The sequence below is a fragment of the Sphingorhabdus contaminans genome (genome assembly GCF_007280415.1).
GTDB lineage: Bacteria > Pseudomonadota > Alphaproteobacteria > Sphingomonadales > Sphingomonadaceae > Sphingorhabdus_B > Sphingorhabdus_B contaminans.
The window spans coordinates 482612-494424 of sequence record NZ_VKKU01000001.1 but is presented as its reverse complement, the minus strand read 5'-3'; the positions used below and the strand labels follow the sequence as shown (position 1 = coordinate 494424).

Annotated in this window: 17 protein-coding genes, 1 other RNA gene and 1 pseudogene; 11 read left to right on the top strand and 8 right to left on the bottom strand. The window is 58.4% G+C overall.

The genetic code is table 11. The features are described from left to right. The first annotated feature begins 43 nt into the window (after window positions 1–43). Complete coding sequence (locus tag FOM92_RS02505; protein WP_425473361.1) at window positions 44–319, top strand: hypothetical protein; 276 nt, start codon at window positions 44–46, stop codon at window positions 317–319. Window positions 320–361: 42 nt separating this feature from the next. Here the strand turns inward: FOM92_RS02505 and ssrA are convergent. The 4 genes from ssrA to FOM92_RS02485 form a co-directional block, all read right to left on the bottom strand. Continuing rightward, window positions 362–706, bottom strand: a transfer-messenger RNA (tmRNA) gene (ssrA, locus tag FOM92_RS02500). Between the two features lie 6 nt (window positions 707–712). Continuing rightward, entirely contained in the window at window positions 713–1045 is a 333-nt protein-coding gene (locus FOM92_RS02495; RefSeq protein WP_143775208.1) for a 2Fe-2S iron-sulfur cluster-binding protein, read from the bottom strand. Then, window positions 1042–2088, bottom strand: a complete 1047-nt coding sequence (locus tag FOM92_RS02490) for a cysteine desulfurase family protein (protein WP_143775207.1) — start codon at window positions 2086–2088, stop codon at window positions 1042–1044. The genes FOM92_RS02495 and FOM92_RS02490 overlap by 4 nt, the downstream gene beginning before the upstream one ends. Next, a complete protein-coding gene (locus FOM92_RS02485; protein WP_143775206.1) occupies window positions 2085–3125 on the bottom strand; it encodes a cysteine desulfurase family protein in 1041 nt (346 codons plus the stop codon). The genes FOM92_RS02490 and FOM92_RS02485 overlap by 4 nt, the downstream gene beginning before the upstream one ends. Before the next feature lie 114 nt (window positions 3126–3239). Here FOM92_RS02485 and FOM92_RS02480 point away from each other — a divergent pair, with 114 nt between their 5' ends. Then, the gene (locus tag FOM92_RS02480) at window positions 3240–3896 is read left to right on the top strand and encodes an alpha/beta hydrolase (RefSeq protein ID WP_143775205.1); all 657 of its coding nucleotides are present in this window, start codon (window positions 3240–3242) and stop codon (window positions 3894–3896) included. A gap of 29 nt (window positions 3897–3925) precedes the next feature. On the opposite strand, the gene FOM92_RS02475 is transcribed toward FOM92_RS02480, so the two are convergent. Beyond that, on the bottom strand, window positions 3926–4177 hold the full coding sequence (locus FOM92_RS02475; protein ID WP_246087126.1) for a hypothetical protein: 252 nt from the start codon (window positions 4175–4177) through the stop codon (window positions 3926–3928). 69 nt (window positions 4178–4246) lie between these two features. Between FOM92_RS02475 and rpiB the strand changes: the two genes are divergently transcribed. From rpiB to FOM92_RS02445, 6 genes are all read left to right on the top strand, one after another. Beyond that, on the top strand, window positions 4247–4699 hold the full coding sequence (rpiB, locus tag FOM92_RS02470; RefSeq protein WP_211347339.1) for a ribose 5-phosphate isomerase B: 453 nt from the start codon (window positions 4247–4249) through the stop codon (window positions 4697–4699). Next, window positions 4696–6009 (top strand): serine hydroxymethyltransferase, encoded by a 1314-nt coding sequence (glyA, locus tag FOM92_RS02465; protein WP_143775203.1) that lies wholly within the window; start codon window positions 4696–4698, stop codon window positions 6007–6009. Before rpiB ends, glyA begins: the two co-directional genes overlap by 4 nt. A gap of 47 nt (window positions 6010–6056) precedes the next feature. Further along, window positions 6057–6407 carry a zinc ribbon domain-containing protein gene (locus FOM92_RS02460; RefSeq protein ID WP_143775202.1) on the top strand — a complete coding sequence of 117 codons (351 nt, stop codon included), beginning with the start codon at window positions 6057–6059 and terminating at the stop codon, window positions 6405–6407. Beyond that, the gene (gene nrdR / locus FOM92_RS02455) at window positions 6408–6869 is read left to right on the top strand and encodes a transcriptional regulator NrdR (RefSeq protein WP_143775201.1); all 462 of its coding nucleotides are present in this window, start codon (window positions 6408–6410) and stop codon (window positions 6867–6869) included. Then, the gene (locus FOM92_RS02450) at window positions 6866–7588 is read left to right on the top strand and encodes an RNA methyltransferase (protein ID WP_211347338.1); all 723 of its coding nucleotides are present in this window, start codon (window positions 6866–6868) and stop codon (window positions 7586–7588) included. Before nrdR ends, FOM92_RS02450 begins: the two co-directional genes overlap by 4 nt. A 65-nt stretch (window positions 7589–7653) precedes the next feature. After that, window positions 7654–7920: a hypothetical protein gene (locus FOM92_RS02445; RefSeq protein WP_143775199.1), complete on the top strand. Its 267-nt coding sequence runs from the start codon at window positions 7654–7656 to the stop codon at window positions 7918–7920. Here the strand turns inward: FOM92_RS02445 and FOM92_RS02440 are convergent, their stop codons facing one another. Beyond that, a complete protein-coding gene (locus FOM92_RS02440; RefSeq protein WP_143775197.1) occupies window positions 7921–8238 on the bottom strand; it encodes a chorismate mutase in 318 nt (105 codons plus the stop codon). 40 nt (window positions 8239–8278) lie between these two features. On the opposite strand from FOM92_RS02440, the gene FOM92_RS15890 reads away from it, so the two are divergent. Together FOM92_RS15890 and rpsD are read left to right on the top strand one after the other, a co-directional pair. Beyond that, window positions 8279–8446 (top strand): hypothetical protein, encoded by a 168-nt coding sequence (locus tag FOM92_RS15890; RefSeq protein WP_170226772.1) that lies wholly within the window; start codon window positions 8279–8281, stop codon window positions 8444–8446. After that, the gene (gene rpsD, locus FOM92_RS02435) at window positions 8418–9032 is read left to right on the top strand and encodes a 30S ribosomal protein S4 (RefSeq protein WP_143775195.1); all 615 of its coding nucleotides are present in this window, start codon (window positions 8418–8420) and stop codon (window positions 9030–9032) included. The genes FOM92_RS15890 and rpsD overlap by 29 nt, the downstream gene beginning before the upstream one ends. Window positions 9033–9102: 70 nt before the next feature. On the opposite strand, the gene FOM92_RS02430 is transcribed toward rpsD, so the two are convergent. Further along, on the bottom strand, window positions 9103–10194 hold the full coding sequence (locus tag FOM92_RS02430) for a hypothetical protein (RefSeq protein ID WP_143775193.1): 1092 nt from the start codon (window positions 10192–10194) through the stop codon (window positions 9103–9105). Window positions 10195–10220: 26 nt separating this feature from the next. On the opposite strand from FOM92_RS02430, the gene FOM92_RS02425 reads away from it, so the two are divergent. Next, on the top strand, window positions 10221–11189 hold the full coding sequence (locus FOM92_RS02425; RefSeq protein WP_143775191.1) for a TauD/TfdA family dioxygenase: 969 nt from the start codon (window positions 10221–10223) through the stop codon (window positions 11187–11189). A gap of 21 nt (window positions 11190–11210) precedes the next feature. Here FOM92_RS02425 and FOM92_RS16210 read toward each other — a convergent pair. After that, a pseudogene (locus FOM92_RS16210) lies at window positions 11211–11804 on the bottom strand (alpha/beta hydrolase family protein); the annotation flags it as partial. Window positions 11805–11813 lie beyond the last annotated feature (9 nt).

Here is an 11813-nt window from a genome sequence, read left to right as displayed (position 1 = left end):
GCGTCGAAATCCTTTACAATTGGCGCCGGCGTTAACCATTGCAATGCCCGCAATTGCTGAACTGGCACGGGCATTGCAGTTTATTTTCTTAACTATGAAAAAGATCGCCCGCCTGTTCACCATAAAGACCAAATTGGAGGTCTTCCTGATCACCTACGCGCTCGGTCTGGGCGCAGCCGAGCGGGGGAAGGACTATATGGTCCAATATCCCGGCAATGTCGGCAAGATGTTCTTTGTGCTGTGCACCGTCGCCGTATTTATCGCCGCATCCAAGATGCTGGAGGCGATTGAGCTGCACAAGGCATTTGGCGTCGACTGAAAGGAAAAGTCCCCGGATTCTGTTGCCCGGCTCCGGGGGGCCGCTGTAACCTTTCTGTTGCCCGGCCGGTCCGGCCGCGTTCTTTTAGGATAATTTCAGACCGTGAGGCCCAAAATTATGCTGCGAGAGCAAGTGCTTCGTTATCGTTGGCACTTATGAGTTTTGAACCATTTCACGGCTTATTCATGCCGGGCAAAAACAATGCTTTTCAACGCACGTCGATCCTAGTTCAGCCCCGTCAGAACGCCCGGTAAACCGGGAGATATGGTGGAGCTGCCGGGTACCGCCCCCGGGTCCGCTGCATCTATTGCACATCGCAATTTATTGCCATAGCCGGGCGAACCCGGCACCGACCTATATAGGCGCTGTTTCGTGAATGGGAAGTGAAGAGCGTTAAACGCCCTGCATATTCCGGCTTTCCGCCGGTATGCGCACGACAAGGCCGTCCAGTTCGTCGGTCAACAGGATCTGGCAGGACAAGCGGCTGGTGCGCCGTGCGCCGCTGGCAAGGTCGAGCATGTCTTCTTCATCTTCGACGGCAGGCGGCAGTTTGTCGAACCATGCCTTGTCCACAATCACATGGCAGGTCGAGCAGGCCATCTGGCCTTCGCAGGTTCCTTCCAAGGGCATTCCGGCACCCTGTGCGACCTCCAGCAACCCAATGCCGGTTTCGGCCTCAACCTCATGTGCTTCACCTTCGGCGTTGATGAAGGTAATTTTGATCATATCATCGCCCCTGCTGCACGGTTGATTGCTTCGGCAGCAATATCAATTTCCGCAAGCGTCGTATAGCGCCCAAAACCCAGCCTTATCGATGATTTTGCCTGTGTTTGGGACAGTCCGAGCGCGGACAGGACATGGCTTGGCCGGCCGGACCCGCTGGCGCAAGCCGAACCGGCGGAAAAGGCAATGTCGCGGCATTCGGACATCAGGCGACCCACGTCCACCCCGTCACGGCGTATGTTGAGATTACCCCGGTAACGATGGGTCGTGGAACCGTTCACCGTCCAGTCGGCAAATGCCGCAAGGGCACGGTCCCATAATTGCGCAACATGTGCGGCATCCTGTTCCATGTGCCGCGCAGCCAGCGCGGCGGCCGCGCCGAAACCCGCGCATAAGGCGGGCGACAATGTTCCCGAGCGAAGCCCCTGTTCCTGACCCCCGCCATGCATGAGCGGCACAAGTTCAATCCCGTCGCGCACCCAAAGGGCACCGATGCCCTTGGGTCCGTGAATCTTGTGTGCGGACACGGCAATCATGTCCGGCCCGTCCGGGATGGGCATCCGGCCAAAGGCCTGCACCGCATCGCACAGCAGCAGGCCGCCCTGCAGATGGCACTGGTCTGCCAATTCCGCGACTGGCTGGATAGTTCCCACCTCATTGTTGACGAGCATGGCCGCAAACAGGCCCTGCCCCAGATCACCAAAGCCCGCGCGTCCGTCTGACCCGACCGGCACAACCGCCCCGCCCAGATGGGCCACGCAATCCAGCACCGCCGCATGTTCGGTTGCAAGCGCCGCAACCGGCAATCCACAGCCTTTGATGGCGAGGTTGAGCGCCTCGGTTGCACCGCTGGTAAAAATCACCCGTCCCCCTTTAGGGAGCAAGGCGGCGATCTGATCGCGCGCCACTTCCACCGCCGCGGCCGCTTTGCGTCCACCGGCATGGGCGCTGTGCGGGTTCCAGAAGCCCTCTTTCAACCAGGGCTCCATCGCCGCGAAGGCCTCGGGAGCCAGTGGCGTTGTGGCCTGATAATCGAGGTAGATCATGCCGCCTTTGCCCGCGCAAATATTCCGCGCCACACGTCGATAAAGCGTTCGATATGGGCTGCATTGGTTTCGGGGCCGAAGCTAACCCTAATGACTTGCGAGGCCGCCTTTTCATCCCAGCCCATCGCACCCAGCACATGGCTGGTTTTCAGCGTACCCGAAGAACAGGCGCTACCTGCCGACACGGCGATTCCTGCCATATCGAAGCTGATCAATTGGCTCGATGCCGCCGCACCCGGCATCTGGTAACTGGCAATGGTCGCAAGCCGATTGCTCGCATCGGCAACTATAATTCCCCCGGCCTCGCGCACCGCAGCATCCAGAACGGCCCGCAGACGCGCAGCTTCGGCCAGCCATGCAAATCGGGCTTCCAACGCAGCGGCCAGACCGATCGCCGCGGGAAGGTTTTCTGTGCCCCGGCGATAGCCCTGTTCCTGTCCGCCGGTGGGTTGCAAAAGCCCCAAATTGCGGGTCAGCAAGGCCCCGACACCTGGCGGCCCGCCCAGTTTATGCGCGGAAATCGCAATCAGGTCCGCCTCTGGCAAAGGCAATTTTCCGGCGCTTTGCGAGCAATCGGTGAATAATGTCCCGCCAACGGCACGGACCGCCGCCAGAATGTCGGGCAGCGGCTGGATCACACCGGTTTCATTGTTGACCGACTGCACCGCATAGCGGGCGGCGGCCTGAATCGCGGATGCCTCCACATAGCCGTCCGCGTTGACCGGCAGGCGCGTTTTTCCAGCCACGGCCAGCACCGCATCATGCTCAACCGCGCTTGCCACGGCATCCTGTCCCCGCAGGGCGAGTGCTATGGCTTCGCTGGCACCACTTGTCAGGATCAGTTCGCCATCCCAGCCCAGCGCGGCATTTATCCGCGCCCGTGCATCTTCGAGTGCAGCGCGCGCCGCTCTGCCCTCGCTATGGGGGGACGATGGATTGGCCCACCGTTCCATCGCGTCGGCCATGGCTTCGCGTACCGCCGGGAGCAGTGGCGTCGTGGCGGCGTGGTCGAGATATATGCGCGGGCTTTGGGTCATTTGTTCCATGACAGTTGCGAAAATCGTGACTGCTTCTATATAGCGCTTCAACTTCCTGCAAAGCCCGAACAATCGGTTGCTGCGCGGCACTTAAATATAGAATCGAAAAAACAGATGCCTGCCATTGCTATTCCAGGTCCCGAAGGCCGTCTCGAAGCCCGTTTCTCGCCCCCGCCACGTCCGCGTGCGCCGGTTGCGATGATCCTGCATCCGCATCCGCAGGCAGGCGGCACGATGAACGACCGTATCACGCAGGCCTTGTACAAGACCTTCGTGGCCCGCGGCTTTGCCGTATTACGCTTCAACTTCCGCGGCGTCGGTCGCAGCGAAGGCGAATTTGACAATGGCATTGGCGAGTTGTCCGATGCCGCATCGGCGCTCGACTGGGTACAAAGCTTCCATCCCGAAGCATCCACAACCTGGATCGCAGGGTTCAGCTTCGGCGCGTGGATCGGCATGCAGTTGCTGATGCGTCGCCCTGAAATCCGTGGATTCATCTCGGTTTCGCCGCCATCCAACATGTATGATTTCAGCTTCCTCGCCCCCTGCCCGTCTTCAGGCATTATCATTCAGGGCGCGCAGGACGAGGTTGTGAACCCCAATGCGGTGCAGAAGCTGGTCGACAAGTTGCGGACCCAGCGCCACATCACAATCCACCATGACGAAATTCCCCGCGCCAACCATTTCTACGAAAATGAAATGGATATGCTGATGGCTTCGGTGAACAATTATCTGGATTTCCGTCTGGACCCCAATTCACCCATCAAGTGAATTTGGTCTGTTAAGCGTCAGGCGGGGTTTTATTTCACTTCGCCCGTCACCAGGCTGTTGCCCTTTTCATCGGGCACGACCCAGATTGCGATATTGGCAAAAATCACCAGAGCCGCCGCGACCATCAGCCACATTTGCTGGCTGAATCCATCACGCCGCCAACGCTTCCACGCCCCGATGAGAAGCAAAAAAGCGGCGATCATGGCGAGCGAGAGTATGGCGTTGAGCATATCCCCCCATAAAGCCCGTGGAAAAGCTGCACAATCGGGCAAATTCGCCATAGCGTTTTGGCTGTCCCTCGCTTAGAGGGACGCCATTGACGAGTCCCCACGCCCGCGAAGGATATGCCCATGCGTATCGCCATTGCCTCCGACCATGCCGCCCTCGCGCTGAAATCCGCGCTGGTCGCCTATGTGCGCGAACAGGGCCATGAGATTACGGACCTTGGCCCGCATGACGAAAGCTCGGTCGATTATCCCGACTATGGCTATAAACTCGCCGCCGCGATTGCCGATGGCTCTGCAGAGCGTGGCATTGCTCTGTGCGGATCGGGCATTGGCATCTCGATCGCCGTAAACCGCAACCCGGCCGCCCGCGCCGCGCTCGTGTCCGAGCCACTCTCGGCGCAATTGGCCCGCGAACATAATGACGCAAATGTTATCGCGATGGGCGCACGCCTGATTGGCGTTGAAATGGCGAAAGCCTGCGTCGACCGTTTTCTTGCGACGGAATTTGGCGGCGATCGCCACCAGCGTCGCGTCGATAAATTGTCCAACCCGCAAAATGCGAAGGAATCAGCATGAGCAGCCATCCCGCCAATGATCTGAGCAATGTACAGCCCGACGGCTTTTTCACCCGCGGCCTTGCCGAGGCGGATCCCGAAATCTCGGGCTGGATTGCAAAGGAGCTTGGCCGTCAGCAAGACAAGATCGAGCTGATTGCATCGGAAAATATCACGTCGCGCGCCGTTCTGGAGGCGACTGGTTCGATTTTGACCAACAAATATGCTGAAGGCTATCCGGGCAAACGCTACTATGGCGGCTGCGAATATGTCGACGAGATCGAGACGATCGCCATCGAACGCGCCAAGAAATTGTTCGGATGCAATTTTGCGAATGTGCAGCCCAATAGCGGCAGCCAGATGAACCAGGCTGTTTTCCTTGCACTGCTGAACCCCGGTGACAGCTTCATGGGCCTCGACCTTGCGGCCGGTGGTCACCTGACCCACGGTTCGCCCGTCAACCTGTCGGGCAAATGGTTTAACCCCATCCCCTATGGCGTGCGCCGTGAAGACCAGATCATCGACATGGACGAAGTCGCGCGGATTGCCCGCGAGAACAAGCCCAAGCTGATCATCGCTGGCGGCACCGCCTATTCGCGAATTTGGGATTGGGCCGGTTTCCGTGCCATCGCCGATGAAATCGGGGCAACCTTGCTGGTCGATATGTCGCATATCTCGGGTCTTGTGGCGGGCGGCGCCCACCCCTCACCCATTCCGCATGCGCATATCGTGACGACAACCACCCACAAATCGCTGCGCGGTCCGCGTTCGGGCGTGATCCTGTCCAACGACGAAGCTCTGGCGAAGAAATTGAATTCCGCGATTTTCCCGGGGCTGCAGGGCGGCCCGCTGATGCATGTCATTGCCGCCAAGGCTGTATGCTTTGCCGAAGCGATGAAGCCCGAATTCAAGACCTATGCCGCAAGCGTTGTCGAAAACGCAAAGGCGCTGGCCGCCAGCTTGCAGGAACAGGGCCTCGACATCGTGTCGGGCGGAACCGACAACCATTCGATGCTCGTTGACCTGCGTCCCAAGGATGCAAAGGGCAAGCATGCCGAACATGCACTCGATCGCGCTTCAATCACCTGCAACAAGAACAATATCCCGTTCGACACGGAAAAGGCCACCCTGACCTCCGGCCTGCGCCTCGGAACACCTGCGGGAACGACGCGCGGCTTTGGTCCGGCAGAATTCCGGGAAATCGGCCGGATGATTGCCGATGTGGTCGAAGGTCTGCGCAAAAATGGCGAAGCCGGTGACGGCCAGATCGAAGCACGGGTGAAGGCCGAAGCGGAAGCCTTGTGCAAGCGCTTTCCAATCTATCCCTCTTGAACTATATAGGTGACTTACCCATCTAATACACAGAAGGGAAATTGACCATGGGATATTGCAACGAATGCGACGGTGAGTATCAGGACGGCGCGAAATTCTGCCCGCATTGCGGCGCCAAAACGCCGGAACAGCGCGCGGCGGAAAGCTTTCCGAACCAGGCCCGGCATTATGTCGGCGAAGCTGCGGACGAATTGTGGGGCGCGACCAAGGACGCGTATCACACAGGCAAGCATCTCGCCGATCAGGATACCGTCAAGAAAGTCGCCGGCGGTGCCGCCATCGGCGCTGCAGCAGCGGTGATTGCACCGATCGGACTGGCCACAGGTGCGTTGATCGGGGCTGGCATTGTCGCCTACCGGCATGTAAATAAAAAGAAAAATCAGGAAAATCAGAAATAGATGCGTTGCCCATTTTGCGGACATGACGACAGCCAGGTCAAGGACAGCCGGCCGACGGAAGACAATAGCGCCATCCGTCGCCGTCGCCAGTGCGAGGCATGTGGCGGCCGGTTTACGACATTCGAACGTATCCAGCTGCGCGAACTGACCGTCGTCAAGTCCGAGGGCAAACGCGAACCATTTGAACGGGAAAAGCTGGAGCGCTCGCTTTCCGTCGCCTGCCGCAAGCGGCCTGTGGACGCGAGCCAGATTGAAAAACTGGCTTCAGGCATCCAGCGGCAGTTGGAAACGCTGGGCGAAAGCGAGATCGAGTCCAAACGCATCGGCGAATTTGTGATGGCGGGCCTGAAGGCGCTCGATAGCGTCGCTTATATCCGCTTTGCCTCGGTCTATAAGGATTTCAGCGAAGCCAAGGATTTCGAAGAATTCGCCGGGAGCGTGGTCGAAGCGGCGAAGAAATGAGCTCGCCGCCCATTATCATCCTCGTTCGTCCGCAACTGGGCGAAAATATCGGCAAGGCTGCGCGGGCCATGCTCAACTTCGGCCTGACCGAGATGCGTCTGGTGGCACCGCGCGATGGTTGGCCCAACCCGGCAGCGGGTCCCGCGGCATCCGGCGCCGACATCGTGCTCGCTAATGCACAGGTGTATGACACGCTGGCCGAGGCGACTGCCGATATCAGCCATATCTACGCCACAACCGTTCGCAAACGCGGCGTGACCAAACCCGTCATCACCCCCGAAGCAGCTGCGCAGGAAGTACTCGGCAATAGTGGTCGCAGCGCGATCCTGTTCGGCGCCGAACGCTCCGGCCTCGACAGCGACGAGGTTACGGTGGCGCGCGCGATCATCACGGTTCCCATCAATCCGGAATTCGGATCGCTGAATCTGGCGCAGGCGGTTATCCTGTGCGCCTATGAATGGTCAAAGACGCAAAAGCTCGCCAGCCCGCCCAAAACCGAACTGGACCCGCCCGCGACGCAGTTTGAACTGGACGGCCTCATTCAGCAACTGGACGATATGCTGGAGCCGCTCGGCTATTTCCGTCCGGAGGACCGTGCTCCTGTGACCCGCCGGACATTGCGCAACCTGCTCACCAAACCGGCGTGGAATGCGCTGGAGGTGCGGACCTTGCGTGGCGTTTTGACCACGCTCACAAGAAATCGACGAACAGAAAAATAGCCGCTTGGCGGTCGGCTCCGGCTTCGATAAGGTTTCTGCTTATTCGAATATTGGAGACCCCCAACATGCTAACTACCGCACTTTTGTCCATACTGCTGCTTGCCTCGGGCGCAAGCGATACCGCCCCTGCAGCAGATGGCGCGGCCGCTACTGAAACGGCAAAGCCCAAGCCCAAGAAAATCTGCAAAAACGTCGACATGACCGGCAGCCGTATCGGCAAGCGCCAGTGCAAGACAAAGGAACAGTGGGAACAGGCTGAATATGCCGCCGAACTTTCGGTCAAAGGCGCACAGGGCACAACCCAGCCGCCGCAATTCCCGACCGGAGGCTAATCAGCTACGGCTGGCATCCCATTTGGCGAATTCATACGCGATCGAGCTTTCCACCAGCTGATCCCAAAGTTGCACAAGCGGCTCTTCCGGCAATCCCGCCGCCTGAGCCGCTTTTTGCACATTGGCCAGCACCTCTGCCTTGCGCGCTTCGTCGCGGACCGCGGCACGGTCGGTTTTGATACGCGCGGCGGCATCCATATAGCCAAAGCGCCGGGCCAGAAGTGCAACCAGCGCGCGGTCGACGGCGTCGACCCCGGCCCGGACTTCGGTCATGTTTCTGCAATTTTGCGGGTCTACGCTCGGTTCGATTTCGGACATGGCCGCGCCTTAGAAAGCTGCGGCAATAAAGTCGAGCGCGATGTTGACAATCAGGCGCTTTGCCGCCATAGGCGCGCCTTCGCAATTGACCCTGCACCCCGGTGAAGCAGGTGTCCGGCCCATCCAGCATGTGTCGCGCGGTACCGGGAACATCGTTGTTAGCAAATTGGAGACTGTAAATGTCGAAGCGTACAAGCTCGAAGTATAAACTTGACCGCCGGATGGGTGAAAATATCTGGGGTCGCCCCAAATCACCTGTCAACAAGCGTGAATATGGCCCCGGCCAGCACGGTCAGCGCCGCAAAGGCAAGCTGTCCGACTATGGCATTCAGCTGCGCGCCAAGCAGAAGCTGAAGGGCTATTATGGCGATATCACTGAAAAGCAGTTCAAGCGCGCTTATCAGGAAGCCAACCGCATGAAGGGCGATACCTCGCAGAACCTGATCGGTCTGCTCGAGCGTCGTCTCGACATGATCGTCTACCGTGCAAAATTCGCGCCGACGATCTTTGCGGCTCGCCAGCTCGTCAGCCATGGCCACATCCGCGTCAATGGCGTGAAGTGCAACATCGCCAGCCGCCAGGTTGACGTCGGCAGCGTCATCAGCCTCGGCAACAAGGCGAAGGAAATGGCTCTGGTCATCGAAGCACAAGGCCTCGCCGAGCGTGACATTCCGGAATATGTTGCTGTTGACGGCAACGACAAGGTAACCTTCGCGCGCGTTCCGACGCTTGACGAAGTACCTTACCCTGTAAAAATGGAACCGAATCTGGTCGTCGAATTCTATTCGCGCTAATTCCGGTTTTCAGCCAACAAAGAGGCGGTCCTGCGGGGCCGCCTTTTTTGTTTGGACCGGGATCGCAAGGTCAGAGAAGCGATCCATTTTCGCCGCACAGCGCCTGCCCCAACCGCACCGGCAAGGCTTTTGCTGCCGGGTTCCTTTCGACCCAGTGCCTGGCGGCCATCAGCTGTTCTGAAATCTCCGTCTGTGCAAGCGCCAGACGCTTTTTGCGCGCCGCATTGTCAAAGGCGGCACCGGGATTTTTGGAATAGGTCGAAAACAAGGGCCCTGCGACGATATTCCCGGCTTCTTCAGTGTCCATCGGGCATCCGAAATAGGCCGCCGCCGCACGCACACTTTCCAACGGATCGTCAAACAGGATGTTGGCATCCAGACTGCGCAGATCCTTGTTCTGTGCAAGCATCCGGGCGTAGATGTCGATCTGGTAAAGCCAAAGCGCCGCCGCCTTTTCGCCGATATTCATAACCGTCTGCGCATCTGGAGCATCTGCAAGCTGAAGCTCGGTGTAGATATGCTCCACCCACTTTCGGTGGTTTGGCCCCCGCAATATGGCGGCAAGATAATCCTCCAGTCCAAAATGCAGAAACACGGCTTTCTGATAAGGCGACCGTTCGAGCAGGTCCGGAATGATGCGATTGACAGGGACATTGGCCTTGACCAGCACAGGCTGGTCGGGTGCATAACGGCGGTCGAGCATATGCAGCGCCAGTTGGAGCTTTTGCGACCAATGCGCAGTGCCCTTGCCGCTTTGATGCAAAGGTCCCGCCTCAATGCCTAAAGATCGTAGTAAGACAGGCTCGCGTATCACCAAATTCCGTCCTGGCAGATCGAGCGCCCGTGCCAGCAATGTAGACCCTGTATGGGCCATATGAAAAATCCAGCCAATGTGCGGGGGCGAAGCGGGAGTGGCGGGTAACGCCGCCAGCAAGGGCTGAAGCGCCACGGGAATCGCTTGTTCCGAAACGGGCGCAATCCTGCCGTCAAAGAATATCGACCGTTCGTAACTCTGCCGGTTCATGGCCAGAAAAATGGCCACATCATTTTCGGTTCCGAACAGATAAAAATCGGGGTTCGTGAGCAAATCCGGTAGCGTTATCCGTTCCATAGCTGCGATGTAGCAATCTACGCCCCACTCGCCTACACAGGATTTGAACATCGCCCTTTGCAACAACCCTGGGACCTATGCCCGAATTTTCGACCCCCTATCCGGACAGACCCCTAAGCTTGGTACAGGCCGCGGTTGGTGAAAGTCTCGATACGATCAACGCGCCCGATATCCTTGAAAGACTCCGCACAACCGCTGTGCTGGTCAGGGGTTTCGCGCCCGATCTCGCCTCGTTCAATGCCTTTGCGAAACGTTTTTGCGCGGTGTCGGTTTTCAACGAAAGTCCGAACCGGCTGGTTCTGGATGGCGACAACAATATCCAGTCCGTCAATCTGGGCAGTGAACCCTTTCCCCTGCACCCCGAATTGTCTCGCGAACCGTGGAAACCCGATATGTGTTTTTTCCACTGTATCGATGCACCGCAAAGTGGCGGGGAAACAACCTATTGCGATGGTGTCGAACTTCTGAAACGCCTGCCGCAAAATGTGCTGTCGGCTCTCGAAAACCGGGCGCTGTTATACATTCAGCCGGCCGGACCCGATATTTTGAATTACTGGTTGGGAACAGCACAACCCGATGATGTAGCGCTGGCGAATCCACCAGCACACTGCCCCTATCGTTTTCGCCGGTTTGATAATGCCGTTGTCCGCTATTTCTGGCACCCGGCCATCCACCGCACGCTGCTCAGCAACGAAGCTGCCTTTGGTAACTTCCTGCTTTTTGCGCGCTATTACCTGCACAATGACCGCATCCCCCTTTTCGATGACGGCAACAGGATACCAGACTGGATTGTGGAGGCTATCGCCGCAGCGGCACGGCCGATCACCTTTGCCGTCGACTGGCAACCGGGGGACATATTGATCCTAGACAACAGCCGTTTCATGCACGGCCGCAACGCGATAACCGAACCGCAAGACCGGCTGATTGCATCCTATTTCGGCTATCTTAACGGCGTTGAGCAGGTGGCGGGCGAGATTCCCAACCCGCCCTGGCGCAAGCCGCATTTCCGTCCGCCAGTGCCCCGGCAGCCGCCGTCCGCTTCCTGATCGTCACCGGCGGTGTGAACCTTATTTGATCTGCATCTTGTCCTTCAAAAAGGTGGAGCTTTTCTGAAGCAGTTCGGCCCGAACGCTACTATCCTCGAGATAATGGTCGAGCTTTTTGTAAAGCACCAGTTCGGCGGGATTTCCGGCTTCGCGCAATTGATCCGCCATGAATTCTGACTGGTGGACACCGACATTCCGGTCAAGAGCGCCGTGGAAAAGCAACACCGGCGCCTTGATCTTGGCCGCATTCCGCGCAGGCGACCCTTCGGTTATATGCGGCCCGGAACCGATAAAATCTCGATCAATACGGAAACTCATATAGCCGCGGCTTTCTTCCTTCAGCTTTGCAAGGTCGGTCACCGGCGCGACGGCGACAATTGCCTTGAATAGCTGTGGGTCCAGCACCGCCGACTGGAGCGCCGCATATCCGCCGTAAGACCAGCCTACAATTGCAAGTTTATCCGGTGCTGCGATACCTTCGGAAACCAGCCAGCGGCCGCTGTCGTTCACATCCGAAATGGCGGTTTTCCAGGATTGGAAGCCATTTTCCTGATACCAGCCATCGCCATAACCGGCCGACCCGCGATAATTGGGCTGGAGCACCGCGAAGCCCTGATTTGCAAA